Here is a 15,483-nt window from a genome sequence, read left to right on the forward strand (position 1 = left end):
GATCCGCGGAAGGGGCATCCTGCCCCTGCCGCGGACGGCGTACATCCATGTACGCCGCCCTTCGGGTGTTTCCCCGCGATGGCCGCCGCTACGGAAGGGAACCCGGTAAATCAAAAGCCAAAAAGCAACAGCAGAAGCAACAGCAACAGATGAAGCGGGAGCAGAAGCAGAAGCGGAAGCGGAAGCGGAAGCGGCAAGATCGAAGCAGCGTCGAGAAGTACGAACAACTGCGCAGCAGCCCAACCACAACAGCGAACAACAGCTCACACGTTCAACAACAAAAACTCCCGCTCCCAAGAACTGATCACCCGGAAGAACGTCTCGTACTCCTTGCGCTTGACCGAAATGTACGCCCGCACGAAACGCGGCCCCAGCAACTCCTGCAACGGCCCGCACCGCTCCAGCTCGTCCAGCGCCTCGCCCAGCGAGCGCGGCAACTGATAGCCCATCTGCTTGCCGCTGCCGGTGGTCGGCTCGGTCGGCTCGAGCTTCTCGCGGATTCCGAGCAAGCCGCAGGCCAGCGTCGCCGCCATCGCCAGATAGGGATTGGCGTCGGAGCCGGCGAAGCGGCTCTCCACGCGCATGTTCTCGATCGTGTCGATCGGTACGCGCAGGCCGCAGGTGCGGTTGTCGAAGCCCCACAGCACATTGCTCGGCGACACCTCGCCGAACATCAGCCGGCGGTAGGAATTGACGTTGGGCGCGAAGAACGCCATCGCCATCGGCACGTACTTCTGCAGGCCCGCCAGGTAATGGGCGAAGGTGCGGCTGTACTCGCCGGCGCGGCGGCCGCTGAAGACGTTCTTGCCGTGCTTGTCCACCAGGCTCTGGTGGATGTGCATCGCACTGCCCGGCTCGTTCTCCATCGGCTTGGCCAGGAAGGTGGCGTAGACGCCGTGGCGCAGCGCCGCCTCGCGCATGGTGCGCTTGAACAGGAACACCTGGTCGGCGCGCGACAGCGCGTCATCGTGGGTGAAGTTGACCTCCAGCTGCGCCGCGCCGGATTCGTGGATCAGCGTGTCCACGTCCAGCTCCATCGCGTCGCAATAGTCGTACATCAGGTCCAGGATCGGATCGAACTCGTTGACCGCGTCGATCGAGTACGACTGCCGTGCCGTCTCCGGCCGGCCCGAGCGGCCGGCCGGCGGCAGCAACGGAAAGTCCGGGTCGGTGTTCTTCTGCACCAGGAAGAACTCCAGCTCCGGCGCCACCACCGGCTTGCAGCCGATCGCCGCATACGCCTCCAGCACCCCGCGCAGCACGTTGCGCGGCGCCAGTTCGTGGGGCTGGCCTTCCTTGGTATAGCAATCGTGAATCACCTGCGCGGTGGGGTCGGCGGCCCACGGCACCATGCGCACCGTGTCCGGGTCCGGGCGCAGCTGCATGTCCGAATCCGACGGCGAAGTCAGGTCGTAGTAATCGTCCGGGTAGTCGCCGGTGACCGTGGTGGCGAAGATGCCCTCGGGCAGGCGCGTGCCGTAGTCGTGCGAGAACTTGGCGGCGGGAATGATCTTGCCGCGCGCGTTGCCAGTGATGTCCGGCACCAGGCACTCGACCTCGGTGATGTGGCGTTCCTTGAGCCAGCGCCGCAGCGAGCTTTCCTGCTGTTCCGGGGTGTGCTTGCGCGATCGGGGTCGACTGGCCATGGGAATCAGTGCCTGCGGCTGGCCGCATAGTGGCGACAGGCGTCGCCGAAGGATTGGAAGATGCCGAGATAGAACGGGTCGTCGAGGACCCGCCACTCCGGATGCCATTGCACACCGAGCAGGAAACCGGGGCCGATGCCGCGGAAGGCCTCGATCAGCCCGTCCGGCGCCAGCGCCTCGACGATCAGGTCGCCGCCGAGCCGGGCCACGCCCTGGCCGTGCAGCGAGTTGACCCGCACCCGCCCGCGGCCGGCGATCTCCTCCAGCCAACCGCCTTCGCTCAGCGCCACCTCGTGCGCCGGCGCGTACTGCGCTTCCAGTGGCGCCTGCGGATCCTCGCGGTGATCGGACAGCCCCGGCTGCGCGTGCACCTTCTGGTGCAGGGTGCCGCCGAGGGCGACGTTGACTTCCTGGAAGCCGCGGCAGATCGCCAGGATCGGCAGGCCCAGCGAGATCGCCTGCGGAATCAGGTCCAGCGTGTTGGCGTCGCGCGCCGGGTCATGCAGGTTGCCGAGCCAGCTCGGCTCGTCGCTGTAATGGTGCGGCTCGATATTGCTGACCGCGCCGGTCAGCAGCAGGCCGTCGAGCCGCGTCAGCCAGGCGCGGGCGTCGACCGGCGGTTGCAGCGACGGCAGCAGCACCGGGGTCACCCCGGCCCCATCGACGGCGGCACGCAGATACTTTTCGCCCGCGGCCAGGAACGGATGATGGCCGATGAGCTTGCGGTCGGTCGGCACACCGACCAGGGGCGATACGGCCATGCGAAGAACTCGTGTGGCGTCCTCGCAAGTTACCGCGAGCGTTTTATTTTTACAACACGACACGCAGTGGGACACGGCGCACAACGCACCTGCAGAGGCGCTGACCGGCCTGCACGATGCCGCAAAATCTCCTTCGTCATGCCGCAAAAGCGCAACACGGCCAGCGTGCAGCGCGAGCGAGCGTCGGCACGTCGCCTCCTGCCGCTGTTGAGTATTCTTGACGCCATGGCGCTCTGCTAAGCTCCAAGCACTCCCGCCGTCCGCCGCGATGACCCGCATGCACGACGCCCCGCCGCTGCCCCCGGACGATGCCCAGACCCTGCAGCGTATCGCCGGCTGCGAGCAGATCGACCTGCTGCTGCCGGACTGCAACGGCCTGCTGCGCGGCAAGCGCATCGCCCGCGACGCGTTGGACAAGGTCTACCGCGAAGGGGTGTGCCTGCCGATGTCGCTGATCGCCACCGACATCACCGGCAATACCGTCGAGGAAACCGGGCTGGGCTACGACATCGGCGACGAGGATCGACTGTGCTTCCCGGTGCCGGGCAGTCTGCGACCGGTGCCCTGGGCGCCGGTGCCCTCGGCGCAACTGCTGCTGGCGATGCAGGACGGCGCCGGCGGCGCGCTCGACTTCGCCCCGCGCCAGGTGCTGGCGCAGGTGCTGGCGCGCCTGCAGGCACGCGGGCTGACCCCGGTGATCGCGGTGGAGCTGGAGTTCTACCTGTTCGATCCGCACGCCGACGCGCACGGCCGCCCGCAGCCGCCGCTGCACGCCCACAGTGGACTGCGCAACGACAGCACCCAGGTCTATTACATGCAGGAACTGGACGACCAGCGCGGCTTCACCGACGCGGTCGCGCAGGCCTGCCGCGCGCAGGGCATCCCGGCCGACACCGCGGTCGCCGAATACGCGCCCGGCCAGTTCGAGATCAACCTCAAGCACCGCGCCGATGCGCTGGCCGCCTGCGACGATGCGGTGCTGCTCAAGCGCGCGATCAAGGCGATCGCGCAGCAGCAGGGCCTGCTCGCCAGCTTCATGGCCAAGCCGTTCGCCGCGCAATCCGGCAGCGGTCTGCACGTGCACGTGAGCCTGCTCGACGATGCCGGCCACAACGTGTTCGCTTGCACCCCGCAGGCGCCGGCCGCGCCGCTGCGCCATGCCATCGGCGGATTGCAGCACAGCGCCGAGGACTGCCTGCTGCTGTTCGCCCCGCACGCCAACAGCTACCGGCGCTTCGTCGCCAATGCCTTCGTCCCGCTCAACGACAGCTGGGGCTTCAACAACCGCACCGTGGCGATGCGGGTGCCGCACAGCGACCCGGCCAACACCCGCATCGAACACCGCATCGCCGGCGCCGACGCCAATCCCTACCTGGTCGTCGCAGCGGTGCTGGCCGGCATCGAACACGGCCTGGCGCAGGGCCTAGACCCCGGCCCGCCGACCCAGGGCAACGCCTACGCGCAACACGCCGCACGCGAACCGGACTGGCGCGGCGCGATCGCCCGCTTCCTGGACAGCGACTTCGCCGCCACCGCCTTCGGCACACGTTTCCGGCATATCTACGGCCAGCAGAAACGCCGCGAGCTGCTGGACTTCCAGGCGCAGGTCAGCGATGTGGACTATCGCTGGTATTTGCGCACGGTTTGAAGGCTGGGAATCGGGAATGGTGAATCGGGAATCGAAAGCAGGCACCGCGAATGCGCCTGCAGCCCGGCGCGTGGTGTGCCTGGGTCATCGCAACGGTTCGCCGCCATGACCGGCGCTTCTCCCATTCCCCATTCCCGAGTCCCCATTCCCGGCGCGTCCTGGTACCTCGACAGCGCCGCACCGTTCCCGAAACAGGAACCACTACGAGGTCAGGTACGCGCCGACGTGTGCATCCTCGGCGCCGGCTATACCGGACTGAGTGCGGCGCTGGCCCTGGCCGAGGCCGGGTATAGGGTGGTGGTGCTGGAGGCGCAGCGGATCGGCTGGGGTGCATCCGGGCGCAACGGCGGCCAGGCCATCGTCGGCTACGGCTGCGAGCAGCACACCCTGGAAGCCCTACTCGGCCAGGACGATGCGCGGCTGCTGTTCGATTTCTCCCGCGACGGCATGCAGTTGCTGCGTACCCGCATCGCCCGCCATGGCATCGCCTGCGACTGGCGCGACGGCCATGCGCACGTAGCGATCAAGCCGCGCCAGGAACGCGCCTTGCGCGCCGGCATCATCGAGATGGCGCAGCGCTACGACTATCCGCTGCAATGGTGGGACCGCGCGCAGTTGCAGTCGCAGTTGCGCAGCCCACGCTACCTGGGCGCGATGTACGACGCGGCCAGCGGCCACCTGCATCCGCTGGACTACGCGCGCGGCCTGGCGCGGGCGGCGCTGGCGGCCGGGGTGCGCATCCACGAGCAGACCCCGGTGACGCAGCTGGTGCGCGGCGCGCGGCCGATCCTGCGCAGCGCGCACGGCGAGGTCGAGGGCGAGTTCGCCATCCTCGCCGGCAACGCCTGGTTGCGCGGCATCGCCCCGGAGCTGGAATCGCGGATCATGCCGGTCGGCACCTACATCGGCGCCAGCGCGCCACTGGGCGAGGCGCTGGCCCGCGAACTGATCGGCAACGACATGGCGGTGGCCGACGTCAACTGGGCGCTGGACTACTTCCGCCTCAGCCGCGACCACCGGCTGCTGTTCGGCGGCCGCGCCAGCTATTCGTCGCTGCCGCCGCCGGGCCTGCGCGGGGTGATGACCCGGCGCATGCGCCGGGTGTTCCCGCAGTTGCGCCAGATCGAGATGGACTCGGTGTGGGGCGGCTACGTCGACATCACCCGCAACCGCGCCCCGCATTGGGGCCGGCTGACCCCGAACGTGTACTTCGCCCAGGGCTTCTCCGGCCATGGGGTGGCCGCCACCGGCCTGGCCGGCGCGGTCATCGCGGCGGCAATCGCCGGGCAGGCGCAGCGGCTGGACGTGTTTGCACGGATTCCGCACGCGCCCTTCCCCGGCGGCCGCCTGCTGCGCACGCCGCTGCTGGTGGCGGCGATGTCCTGGTACAAGCTGCGCGACGCGCTCTGGTAGCCAGCGACGTACCCGCGCCGCCCTCAAGTTTGCGCGCACACGGCCGCTAACCGGGTTCCATTCCTGGATTGCCGCCCGCGAGGCATGCATGTCGCACCCGTTGTCGATCGCCCCGATCGCCCCCGACGGCAGCCCCGCACAGCAGCGCATCCTGCTGGTGGAAAACTCGCGTACCTTCACCGACCTGCTGCGCGCGGCGATCGAGCAACGGGTCGAACTGCCGGTCGTGGTGGTCTCCACCCTGGCCGAGGCCGCCGCCGCCCTGGATGACGGCGGCCCCTGGTTCCTGGCGCTGACCGGGCTGGTGCTGGCCGACGGCGACCGCGACACCGTCGTGGACTTCTTCGTCGCGCGCGGGCTGCCCACCGTGGTGGTCAGCGGGGTCTACGACGAGAGCCTGCGCAAGCGCATCCTGACCCAGCAGATCATCGACTTCGTCCTGAAGAACGCGCCGGACAGCATCGACTACCTGGCCTGGCTGGTGCAGCGACTGGCGCGCAACCGGTCCATCACCGCGCTGGTGGTAGACGACTCGCCGTCGGCGCGCGCCTACGCCGCCTCCCTGCTGTCGATGTACGGCTACCGCGTGGTCGAGGCCGCCGACGGTGCCGCCGGGCTGCGCGCGATCGAGGCCAATCCGTCCATCCGCCTGGCGGTGGTGGACCAGGAAATGCCGGGCATGGAAGGCGTGGAATTCACCCGCCGGCTGCGCGCATTGCGCGCGCGCGACATGCTGGCGGTGATCGGCCTGTCCGGCAACAACGACCCGTCGCTGGTACCGCGCTTCCTCAAGAACGGCGCCAACGACTTCCTGCGCAAACCCTTCTCGCGCGAGGAGTTCTTCTGCCGGGTCTCGCAGAACGTGGATCAGCTGGAGCTGATCGGCACCCTGCAGGACCTGGCGACACGCGACTTCCTCACCAGCCTGCCCAACCGCCGGCACTTCCTCGAACAGAGCCAGCGCGTGCTGGCGAAGTGGCTGGCGCGGCAGGAGCCGGTCTGCGTGGCGATGCTCGACATCGACCACTTCAAGCATATCAACGACACCTTCGGCCACGAGGCCGGCGACGAAGCGCTGCGCGCGGTGGCGGCGACCCTGGCCGCGCACGCGCGCCCGCAGGACATGGTGGCGCGCTTCGGCGGCGAGGAATTCTGCATGCTGGTGCCGGGCCTGGCCCCCGCCGCGGCCGCCGATTACTTCGAAACCCTGCGCGCGCGCATCGCCGACCTCGCGATTCCGCTGGGCACGCAGGCCCTGCGTCTCACCATCAGCATCGGCGTCAGCAGCAGCGGGCCGCAGCGGCAGACCCTGCATCCGCTGCTGACCGAGGCCGACAAGTACCTGTACCTGGCCAAGGCCGGCGGCCGCAACCGGGTCGAACACGCGCCGCCGGCGGAGCCGGCGCTCAGCGACGCGGCCGCCTGATCGCCAGCAGGGCCAGCAAGGTCAGCAGCGCCGCCGCGCTGAGGTAGTAGCCCACCCACGGCAGGCCGTAGTGCGTGGCCAGCCACACCGCCACGTACGGCGCCGGCGCCGCGCCGACGATGCCGGCCAGGTTGAACGCCAGCGAGGCGCCGGTGTAGCGCACCGGCACCGGATACAGTTCGGCCAGCAGCGTGCCGCAGGGGCCGTAGGTCAGGCCCATGAAGAAGAACCCCAGCGCCAGGAAGCCCAGCACCTGCCAGGGCTGCCCGGCCTGGAACAGCGGCGCGAAGAGCAGCCCGAACGCGACGATGGCCACGCTGGCCACCAGCATCGCCGGGCGCGTGCCGCGACGGTCGCCGTACCAGGCCGACAACGGGATGCCGGCGGCGAAGAACAGGATGCCGACCATCTGCAGCAGCAGGAACTGCTCGCGGCTGTAGTGCAGCGTGGTGGTGCCGTAGCCCAGCGCGAACACCGTCATCAGATAGAACAGCACGAAGGTCGCCAGCACCGCGAACGTGCCCAACGCCGTCGCGCCGACGTGCCGCGACAGCACCGTCTGCATCGGCAGGCGCACGCGTTCGTTGCGGTCCAGGGCGCGCTGGAAGTCCGGGGTCTCGTGGATGCGCAGGCGCACCCACAGCCCGGTGATCACCAGCAGGGCGCTGGCGACGAACGGAATGCGCCAGCCCCAGCGCAGGAACTGCGCCTCGTCCAGCAGCGCGCCCAGCAGCAGGAAGATGCCCGAACACAGCAGGAAGCCCAGCGGCGCGCCCAACTGCGGGAACATGCCGTACCAGGCGCGCTTGCCCGGCGGCGCGTTCTCGGTGGCCAGCAGCACCGCCCCGCCCCACTCCCCGCCCAGGCCCAGGCCCTGGCCGAAGCGGCACAACACCAGCAGCGCCGGCGCCCACAGGCCGATCCGGTCGTAGCCGGGGAGCAGGCCGATCAGCACGGTGGACAGGCCCATGGTCAGCAGCGCCGCCACCAGCGTGGCCTTGCGGCCGATGCGGTCGCCGAAATGGCCGAACAGCGCCGATCCCAACGGCCGCGCGACGAAGGCCACGGCGAAGGTCGCCAGCGACTGCAACTGCGCCGCATCGGCATCGCCTTCGGGGAAGAACAGCTTGGGGAACACCAGCACCGCGGCGGTGGCGTAGATGTAAAAGTCGAAGAACTCGATGGTGGTGCCGACCAGGCTGGCCAGCAGCACGCGACGCGGCGAGTTGACGGGCGGAACGGGAGACGCGGCAACGGTCATGGAGGCGACATCGACGGGAAAGCCGGCAGATCATGGCAGCCCGGTCACGGCTTGTCTTCCGCCGCCACGCCGCCACTCAGGAAGGCAACTGCGCGCGACCGGCAGCGGTCAGCACTGCCAGCTCGCGTTCGCCGCGACGCTCCACCCGCACCCAGCCCGGTCCCGGCTGCCCGGCGAGTTCGGCATCGCCGAGCCAGGCCAGCGTGCGCAGCAGCACGCTCATGCGCACGTCCAGGCGCTTGCACACGCGCGCCAGCGCCATGCCGTCCGGCGCCTCGGCCAGCAATCGCAACAGACGCGCGGTCAGCAGCGGATCAGCGGACAAGCGCCACACCGATGTCGCGCGGGGCGGCCGCGGCGGCGTCAGCCAGATGCGCGGTGACCACCACCGGAATCGACTTGGAGGTGGGCGTGCGCGCCTCGTCGGCGAAGCTGGACAAGGGCACCAGCGCATTGGTCTCCGGGTAGTAGGCCGCCAGGCAGCCGCGCGGGATGTTGTATTCGACCAGCATGAAGCGCTTGGCCTGGCGCGGCACGCCATCCTCGCAGAGGCTGTGCAGGTCCACCCAGTCGCCGGCATGCATGCCCAGATCGGCGATGTCGGCGGCGTTGATGAACAGCACCCGGCGCTCGCCGAACACGCCGCGGTAGCGGTCGTCCAGGCCGTAGATGGTGGTGTTGTACTGGTCGTGCGAGCGCGTGGTCGCCAGGGTGAACACCAGTTGCCCGCGGTGCTGACGGCGCGCGCGGTGGATCGGATTGTCGGTGGGCACCGCATGCACCTTGAACACCGCGCGGCCCTCCGGCGTGTCCCATTCGCGGTCGCGCGCGCCGTTGGACAGGCGGAAGCCGCCCGGCACCCGCACCCGCGCGTTGAAGTCGGCGAAGTCGTCGAACATCTGCCCGATCAGGTCGCGGATGCGGTCGTAGTCGGCCACCAGCCAGCGCCAGCGTATCGCGCTGCGCGCCCCCAGCGTGGCCTCGGCCAGCCGCGCCACGATCGCCGGCTCGGACAGCAACTGCGGCGAGGCCGGCGGATTGATGCCGCCGGACAGGTGCACCATGCTCATCGAATCCTCGACGCTGACGTGCTGCGGCCCGCCCTCCTGGATGTCGATCTCGGTGCGGCCCAGGCATGGCAGGATCAGCGCGTCGCGGCCGTGCACCAGGTGGCTGCGGTTGAGCTTGGTGGTGACGTGCACGGTGAGATCGCAGCGGCGCAGCGCGCGATGGGTCGCGTCGGTATCGGGCGTGGCGGTGGCGAAATTGCCGCCCATGGCGAAGAACACCTTGGCGCGGCCGTCGGCCATCGCCTCGATCGCGCCCACGGTGTCGTAGCCGGGCGCGCGCGGCGGGGCGAAGCCGAACACCGCCTGCAGCCGGTCCAGGAACGCCTCCGGCGGCTTCTCGTAGATCATCATCGTGCGGTCGCCCTGCACGTTGCTGTGGCCGCGCACCGGGCAGGCGCCGGCGCCGGGACGGCCGAGATGGCCGCGCAGCAGGAGCAGGTTGGCGATCATCTGGATGGTCGCCACCGAATGCTTGTGCTGGGTGATACCCATGCCCCAGCAGGCGATCAGCCGCTCGGCCTTGAGGTAGATCTCGCCGGCCTTGCGCAGTTCGGCCTCGCTCAGCCCGGACTCCTCGACGATGGTGTCCCACGGCTCGGCCGCGACCTCGGCGGCGAAGGCCTCGAAGCCGACGGTATGGCCGGCGATGAACTCCAGGTCCAGCAGCCGCGGCTGGCCACTGCTGGCCGCCTCGGCGTCGCGCTCCAGCACGTGCTTGATGATGCCCTTCACCGCCGCCAGGTCGCCGCCGATCTTGAGCTGGAAATAGTCCGAGGAGATGCGCGTGGAGCCGTTGTGCAGCATCTGCAGCTTGTCCTGCGGATCGGCGAACTTCTCCAGGCCGCGTTCGCGCAGCGGATTGAACGAGACGATCGCCGCGCCGCGCTTGGCCGCCTGGCGCAGTTCGCCGAGCATGCGCGGGTGGTTGGTGCCGGGGTTCTGGCCGAAGATGAAAATCGCATCGGCCAGTTCGAAATCCTGCAGCGACACGGTGCCCTTGCCGACCCCGATCTGCGCCTTGAGCGCGGTGCCGGACGGCTCGTGGCACATGTTGGAGCAGTCCGGGAAGTTGTTGGTGCCGAACTCGCGCACGAACAGCTGGTACAGGAACGCGGCCTCGTTGCTGGTGCGGCCGGAGGTGTAGAAGATCGCCTCGTTCGGCGAGGCCAGACCATTGAGGTGCCGGGCGATCAGCGCGAACGCGTCGTCCCAGTCGATCGGCACGTAGTGGTCGGTGTCGGCGTCGTAGCGCAGCGGCTGGGTCAGCCGGCCCTGCCCTTCCAGCCAGTAGTCGCTGTAGCGGGCCAGTTGCGCGACGCTGTGCTGGGCGAACAGCTCGGGGGTGGCGCGGCGTGCGGTGGATTCGGCGGCCACCGCCTTGGCGCCGTTCTCGCAGAACTCGAAGGTGGAGGTGTGGTCGCGGTCGGGCCAGGCGCAGCCGGGGCAGTCGAAGCCGTCGGGCTGGTTGACGTGCAGCAGGGTCTTGGCGCCCTGCACCGCCACGTCCTGCTCCATCAGGTGCTTGGCCACCGCGCGCAACGCCCCCCAACCGCCGGCCGGTTGCGTGTAGGGCTGGATGGTCTTCTTGCTCATGCGGGCTCTCCGGCGGGTTCTGTGTGCGCTAGGCGCTGCGGATGGCTGTAGACGACGTAATCGTGATCGCGGGCGAAGCCGATCAGGGTGAGGCCGGCGCTGTCGGCGAGCGCGATGGCCAGCGCGGTGGGCGCGGAAATGGCGGCCAGCAACGGGATACCGGCCTGCGTGGCCTTCATCGCCATTTCGTAGCTGGCACGGCTGGTGACCACCGCGAAGCCGGCGCCCGGGTCGAGGCCGGCGCCGGCCAGCGCGCCGATCAGCTTGTCCAGCGCGTTGTGGCGGCCGACGTCCTCGCGGATCAGCTGCAGCTCGCCCTGCGCATCGGCCCAGGCCGCGGCATGGGTCGCGCCGGTCAGCGCGTTGAGGGTCTGCTGCGCGCGCAGCGCGCGAAGCGCCTGGGCCAGCGCCGCGGGCGCGATCGGGGTGCCGGCCGGCACCGGCCGCGGCGCGCGCAACACCGCCTCCAGCGATTCGCTGCCGCACACGCCGCAGCCGCTGCGACCGTCCAGGTTGCGGCGCCGCGCCTGTAAGGCCGCCGCCTGCGTCGGCGGAATCTGCAGGCGCAGGGACACGCCTTCCAGATACGTTTCCACCGCCTCGACGCGCAGCTGCGCCGGCACCGCGACGATGCCCTCGCTGAGCGAGAAGCCCAGCGCGAAATCCTCCAGGTCTTCCGGCGTGGCCATCATCACCACGAACGGCGTGTCGTTGTAGGCGAACGCCACCGGCACCTCGGCCGCGACCAGGTCCTGGGCGACGGCCGTGCGCCCGTCGCGGTGGCGACGCACGCCGCGCGCGACCGCACCTGGCCTGGATGACGCACCCGAATACATCGCGACCCTCCGGACTCAGTGGAACAGCACGAACGCATTCTGCCGTGCGACGGGGATGCCGGGGCACTCCCGTCGCTCGGCCGCACCATGGGCAGCGGTGGCCGCCGTCGGCGACCGTGCCGCACGCCGGAAGGCCTTCCGCGGCTGCCGCCTCCCCGCGTCAGCCCACGACCAGCTTCATGCGGGCGCCCAATCGGACACGCCTTGCTACCTACCAAGGATGCTACAGCGTCGTGTTGTACACCTGTGAGGGCGGCAGGCCAATCGCCACTGGCAACGCGGGTCACGCCCTGCCAACCCGACCCGCGCACGTGCGGGCTGAAGCGCCGGCCAGCGCCTGGCCGAGCCACCCGGTCCCCCGCGCGTGTGGGCACGCTGCCGTTTCCAAGCGCCCGCGCAGGCACACCCAGCGACCTGCGACGGATGCCGCCCCCTTTCAACAGCCGCGTCCCCAACCCGGCTGCGATCAGCACCGCGGCGCACGGCAGGCGCCTTTCCTTGTGCGCTGCAAGAAGCCCCAGCGCAAGGCGCGTCGTGGCGACGCACGCCGCCACCACATCGCGCGCCCGCCATCACCCGCCGGTCGGGTAGGCTGGCGGCCCCACGTTTGCGAAACCGTCCCCCATGCCCATCCCGTTCCGCCTCTGCCTTGCCGCCGGCCTTGTGCTGCTCGGCACCCACACCGCCAACGCCGCCGATCTTCCCGCCGATGTGCTGCGCCAGGTGCCGGCCGGCTACCAGCCGCTGGCGCAGCTGCAGGCCGATCTCGATGGCGACGGCCGCGCCGATTACCTGGTCGCGCTGCAGCAGCGCGGCGAGGCGCAGCGCGATCCGGCCCCGGCGCGACCGCTGCTGATCTTCGTGCAGCAGGCCGACGGCAACTACCGGCTGGCGGCGCGCAACGACCGGGTGATCCTCAAGCGCGACGAGGGCGGCCAGTGCGATCCGTTCACCGATGGCGACGAACCGTTCGCCGCCAAGGGTCGCTACTTCACCGTGCAGAACGGGGTCTCCTGCGGCCAGCACTGGACCGACTTCATTACCTTCCGCTACGACACGCAGCGCAAGCAGTGGTTGTTCCACAAGCGCATCCAGCAGCGCTGGGAGATGAACCCCAATCCTTCGCCCGACGCCGAGGCGCTGGTCAAGGACGGCGACCAGGTGCAGTCGGCCGATCCGCGGCACCCAGTCGCCTTCGCCGATTACCTGCCGCGCTGAGGCGCGGACGCGCCGCCATCGCGGCCCGCCCGCCACGAGCGGCCGGGCCCGCGCATCCGCCGCTCACGGGCGGCGGAAACGCGTCCGCGCCCGTTCCACCTGCGCACGCACCACGCAGTCCTCGGCGTGATCGTTGACCAGGCCCATGGCCTGCATGAAGGCATACACCGTGGTCGGCCCGACGAACTTCCAGCCGCGCGCCTTCAGCGCCTTCGACAACGCCACCGATTCGGGCGAGGTCGCGCGCGTTTGCGCCGTGTCCGCCGCCGGCGCCTCGTAGCGCCAGACGAACGCCGCCAGCGACCCTTCCTGCCGCACCAGCGCCTGGGCCATGCGCGCATTGTGGATGGCCGCCTCGATCTTGCCGCGGTGGCGGACGATCCCGGGATCCTGCAGCAGCCGCGCCACGTCGCCGTCGTCGAATAAGGCAAGGCGCTGGTAATCGAAGTCGAGGAAGGCCGCGCGGAAGTTCTCGCGCTTGGCCAGGATGGTGCGCCAGCTCAACCCGGACTGGAATCCTTCCAGGCACAGCTTCTCGAACAGGCGGCGGTCGTCGTCGACCGGAAACCCCCACTCGCTGTCGTGGTAGTGGAAGAACTCCGGCGCCGCCGCGCACCAGCGGCAACGCGGGCGACCGTCGGGGCCGGGAATGGTGGCGTTCATGCGCAGGCCTGTCGATGCCGCGACGCCGGCTCATACCAGCAGGAACTCGAGGCCGGGTGCGGCCTTGGCCGGCGCCACCTCGACGATTTCGCTGCGCACCACGCCGGCCGCGACGAACGGGTCCGCCTGCAGCCGGCGCTCGAGGTCGGCGCGGCTCAGGCCATGCGCCAGGATCGCGCCGCCGGCCTGCGGCGGCAGGCTCCCGGCCAGCGCGAACACGCCATCGTCGAAGCCCTGCTGCAACCACTGCACATGCGCCTGCAGCAACGGCCCGGCCTGACTGCGATCGGCGGCAAAACGCAACAACACGATGAACATGAGCACGCTCCTGCGAATGGAAAAGAGGAAAACAACGCCGATCACGTGGCTGCCGGCGCGGCGGCAACCGCGTCGAGCCAGGCCTGCATGCGCCCGACCTCGCGCTGGACGAAATCCGCATCGCCGAACGCCTGCGCCAGCACCGCCACGCCCTGGCTGAAGGCCAGCACGTGCATGGCCAGCGCATCGGCCTCGGCGCTACGCCCAAGGCGTTCGAACTGCCGGCGCAGCCACTGGCGGAACAGGCCGAACAGCTGCGTGGCCTGCGCCTGCGCAGGGTGCTCGAGCTTGGACAACTCTCCGCACAAGCTTCCCACCGGGCAGCCATGGCGCATGATCGACGCCTGGTTGCGCACAATGATCTGGATGAATTGGCGAATGCCGTCGGCGGGTGCCACCGCTGCGTCTTCCCAGCCCTGCAGCATCGCCTGGGTCCGTTCCAGACGCAGCGCGATCACCGCATCCAGGATCGCGTCCTTGCTCTTGAAGTGGTGATAGAAGTTGCCGCGGGAGATGCCGACCGCATCGGCGACATCGGCGAACGAGGTGGCCGCATAGCCCTGCGCGTAGAACAGGCGGTCGGCCTCGGCGACGATGCGTGCGCGCGTGTCCATCTTCATCCCCCCGATCAGGCCAAGCCCATTAGGACAATCATCCTAATGCCAGCAATGCGACTAGGTCAATCGACCTAGAACGGCTGCCCGCCGCCGGTTGCCGCAGCGCTGCCACCGATCCGCTTGGCGCCGACGCGGACCGCCACGCACGCAAGGCCTGCGTGCTCGTGCGCGTAGCGTCGCCATCCGGGCCGACGGGTAGGACGACCCTCGCACGTACGTCGCGCCCCTCACCCGCCGCCGCGCGCTGCGAACGCCGCCACCGAGACGCCAGGCGCCACCGCCTCCATGCCGGATGCCAGGCGTGACCAGTGCCGTGTCCGAATGCGGCCGGCATGGCGGCACGCCGACCGGCACGCTGCGCGCTCCATTCGTTCCTGGAGCGCCCATGTCCAGCTTCCGCTGCGTCGGCCTGCCGGCCGCCGCGTTCGACCCGCTGTTCGATCTCGACGACGCACAGCTGCAGGCACGTCACGCGCGGCGCCTCCGCGCCGACAGCGCGCTCGGCTATCCCTGCCGGATCAGCCTGGAGGACGCGCGGCCCGGCGAGGAACTGCTGTTGCTGCACTACCTGCACCAACCCGCGCAGACCCCGTACCGCGCCGCCGGCCCGATCTACGTGCGCCGCCACGTCGCCACCGCCACACCGGCGCCGGGCGAAGTACCCGATGCCATCGTCCGCCGCCTGATCTCGCTGCGCGGTTACGACGCCAGCGACATGCTGATCGCCGCCGACGTGCAGCCCGGCGAACGCATCGCCACCGCGATCGCCTGCGCCTTCGCCGACCCGCAGGTGCGTTACCTGCACCTGCATCATGCGCGGCAGGGCTGTTTCGCGTGCCGGGTGGAGCGGGAGCCGGGATTGGGGTGAAGCCGGGATTGGGGATTCGGGATTGGGGATGATTGGCAGAACCGCGACCTGAAGCACCGCTGGCGTTGCTGAAACTCCACCGGCGTCGTAGGAGTCAACTGTCATGCACCTGCGATGACAGGAGGAGCGTACGGGGCCTGATGGG

14 protein-coding genes are annotated in these 15,483 nt (G+C 69.8%); 5 read left to right on the top strand and 9 right to left on the bottom strand.

Annotated elements, in window-relative coordinates; all coding sequences use genetic code 11:
* Positions 1–263 precede the first annotated feature (263 nt).
* On the bottom strand, positions 264–1,646 hold the full coding sequence (locus CEK66_RS15875) for a glutamine synthetase family protein (RefSeq protein ID WP_152237555.1): 1,383 nt from the start codon (positions 1,644–1,646) through the stop codon (positions 264–266).
* A gap of 5 nt (positions 1,647–1,651) precedes the next feature.
* A complete protein-coding gene (locus CEK66_RS15880; RefSeq protein ID WP_152237556.1) occupies positions 1,652–2,407 on the bottom strand; it encodes a gamma-glutamyl-gamma-aminobutyrate hydrolase family protein in 756 nt (251 codons plus the stop codon).
* Between the two features lie 268 nt (positions 2,408–2,675).
* Between CEK66_RS15880 and CEK66_RS15885 the strand changes: the two genes are divergently transcribed.
* From CEK66_RS15885 to CEK66_RS15895, 3 genes are all read left to right on the top strand, one after another.
* Positions 2,676–4,055, top strand: coding sequence for a glutamine synthetase family protein (locus CEK66_RS15885; protein WP_152237557.1), 1,380 nt, complete (start codon positions 2,676–2,678; stop codon positions 4,053–4,055).
* Positions 4,056–4,160: 105 nt separating this feature from the next.
* Positions 4,161–5,468 carry an FAD-binding oxidoreductase gene (locus tag CEK66_RS15890; RefSeq protein ID WP_193312688.1) on the top strand — a complete coding sequence of 436 codons (1,308 nt, stop codon included), beginning with the start codon at positions 4,161–4,163 and terminating at the stop codon, positions 5,466–5,468.
* Positions 5,469–5,556: 88 nt separating this feature from the next.
* Positions 5,557–6,894, top strand: coding sequence for a diguanylate cyclase (locus CEK66_RS15895; protein WP_193312689.1), 1,338 nt, complete (start codon positions 5,557–5,559; stop codon positions 6,892–6,894).
* Here CEK66_RS15895 and CEK66_RS15900 read toward each other — a convergent pair.
* From CEK66_RS15900 to fdhD, 4 genes are all read right to left on the bottom strand, one after another.
* Positions 6,875–8,155: an MFS transporter gene (locus CEK66_RS15900; protein ID WP_152237558.1), complete on the bottom strand. Its 1,281-nt coding sequence runs from the start codon at positions 8,153–8,155 to the stop codon at positions 6,875–6,877. The two genes, CEK66_RS15895 and CEK66_RS15900, sit on opposite strands and share 20 nt — an antisense overlap.
* A 76-nt stretch (positions 8,156–8,231) precedes the next feature.
* On the bottom strand, positions 8,232–8,480 hold the full coding sequence (locus CEK66_RS15905; protein WP_026143567.1) for a hypothetical protein: 249 nt from the start codon (positions 8,478–8,480) through the stop codon (positions 8,232–8,234).
* Positions 8,470–10,818: an FdhF/YdeP family oxidoreductase gene (locus CEK66_RS15910; protein WP_152237559.1), complete on the bottom strand. Its 2,349-nt coding sequence runs from the start codon at positions 10,816–10,818 to the stop codon at positions 8,470–8,472. The genes CEK66_RS15905 and CEK66_RS15910 overlap by 11 nt, the downstream gene beginning before the upstream one ends.
* Positions 10,815–11,654 carry a formate dehydrogenase accessory sulfurtransferase FdhD gene (gene fdhD / locus CEK66_RS15915; RefSeq protein WP_152237560.1) on the bottom strand — a complete coding sequence of 280 codons (840 nt, stop codon included), beginning with the start codon at positions 11,652–11,654 and terminating at the stop codon, positions 10,815–10,817. Before fdhD ends, CEK66_RS15910 begins: the two co-directional genes overlap by 4 nt.
* A 624-nt stretch (positions 11,655–12,278) precedes the next feature.
* Between fdhD and CEK66_RS15920 the strand changes: the two genes are divergently transcribed.
* The gene (locus CEK66_RS15920; RefSeq protein ID WP_152237561.1) at positions 12,279–12,872 is read left to right on the top strand and encodes a hypothetical protein; all 594 of its coding nucleotides are present in this window, start codon (positions 12,279–12,281) and stop codon (positions 12,870–12,872) included.
* A 63-nt stretch (positions 12,873–12,935) separates the two neighbouring features.
* Here the strand turns inward: CEK66_RS15920 and CEK66_RS15925 are convergent, their stop codons facing one another.
* The 3 genes from CEK66_RS15925 to CEK66_RS15935 are packed head-to-tail and all read right to left on the bottom strand — an operon-like array spanning position 12,936 to position 14,473.
* Positions 12,936–13,535 carry a DNA-3-methyladenine glycosylase I gene (locus CEK66_RS15925; protein WP_017909929.1) on the bottom strand — a complete coding sequence of 200 codons (600 nt, stop codon included), beginning with the start codon at positions 13,533–13,535 and terminating at the stop codon, positions 12,936–12,938.
* Between the two features lie 30 nt (positions 13,536–13,565).
* On the bottom strand, positions 13,566–13,853 hold the full coding sequence (locus CEK66_RS15930) for a YciI family protein (RefSeq protein ID WP_152237562.1): 288 nt from the start codon (positions 13,851–13,853) through the stop codon (positions 13,566–13,568).
* Between the two features lie 41 nt (positions 13,854–13,894).
* Positions 13,895–14,473 carry a TetR/AcrR family transcriptional regulator gene (locus CEK66_RS15935; RefSeq protein WP_152237563.1) on the bottom strand — a complete coding sequence of 193 codons (579 nt, stop codon included), beginning with the start codon at positions 14,471–14,473 and terminating at the stop codon, positions 13,895–13,897.
* Positions 14,474–14,855: 382 nt separating this feature from the next.
* Between CEK66_RS15935 and CEK66_RS15940 the strand changes: the two genes are divergently transcribed.
* Positions 14,856–15,338 carry a DUF1203 domain-containing protein gene (locus tag CEK66_RS15940; protein ID WP_152237564.1) on the top strand — a complete coding sequence of 161 codons (483 nt, stop codon included), beginning with the start codon at positions 14,856–14,858 and terminating at the stop codon, positions 15,336–15,338.
* The last annotated feature ends 145 nt before the right edge of the window (positions 15,339–15,483 follow it).

Source organism: Xanthomonas sp. LMG 12460 (genome assembly GCF_009192895.1).
GTDB classification, from domain to species: domain Bacteria; phylum Pseudomonadota; class Gammaproteobacteria; order Xanthomonadales; family Xanthomonadaceae; genus Xanthomonas_A; species Xanthomonas_A sontii.

Excerpts from the sequence above, each read along its gene's own strand:
- CEK66_RS15875 (WP_152237555.1), bottom strand. The coding sequence starts at position 1,646 with ATGGCCAGTCGACCCCGATCGCGCAAGCACACCCCGGAACAGCAGGAA.
- CEK66_RS15880 (WP_152237556.1), bottom strand. The coding sequence starts at position 2,407 with ATGGCCGTATCGCCCCTGGTCGGTGTGCCGACCGACCGCAAGCTCATC.
- CEK66_RS15885 (WP_152237557.1), top strand. The coding sequence starts at position 2,676 with ATGACCCGCATGCACGACGCCCCGCCGCTGCCCCCGGACGATGCCCAG.
- CEK66_RS15890 (WP_193312688.1), top strand. The coding sequence starts at position 4,161 with ATGACCGGCGCTTCTCCCATTCCCCATTCCCGAGTCCCCATTCCCGGC.
- CEK66_RS15895 (WP_193312689.1), top strand. The coding sequence starts at position 5,557 with ATGTCGCACCCGTTGTCGATCGCCCCGATCGCCCCCGACGGCAGCCCC.
- CEK66_RS15900 (WP_152237558.1), bottom strand. The coding sequence starts at position 8,155 with ATGACCGTTGCCGCGTCTCCCGTTCCGCCCGTCAACTCGCCGCGTCGC.
- CEK66_RS15910 (WP_152237559.1), bottom strand. The coding sequence starts at position 10,818 with ATGAGCAAGAAGACCATCCAGCCCTACACGCAACCGGCCGGCGGTTGG.
- fdhD (WP_152237560.1), bottom strand. The coding sequence starts at position 11,654 with ATGTATTCGGGTGCGTCATCCAGGCCAGGTGCGGTCGCGCGCGGCGTG.
- CEK66_RS15920 (WP_152237561.1), top strand. The coding sequence starts at position 12,279 with ATGCCCATCCCGTTCCGCCTCTGCCTTGCCGCCGGCCTTGTGCTGCTC.
- CEK66_RS15925 (WP_017909929.1), bottom strand. The coding sequence starts at position 13,535 with ATGAACGCCACCATTCCCGGCCCCGACGGTCGCCCGCGTTGCCGCTGG.
- CEK66_RS15930 (WP_152237562.1), bottom strand. The coding sequence starts at position 13,853 with ATGTTCATCGTGTTGTTGCGTTTTGCCGCCGATCGCAGTCAGGCCGGG.
- CEK66_RS15935 (WP_152237563.1), bottom strand. The coding sequence starts at position 14,473 with ATGAAGATGGACACGCGCGCACGCATCGTCGCCGAGGCCGACCGCCTG.
- CEK66_RS15940 (WP_152237564.1), top strand. The coding sequence starts at position 14,856 with ATGTCCAGCTTCCGCTGCGTCGGCCTGCCGGCCGCCGCGTTCGACCCG.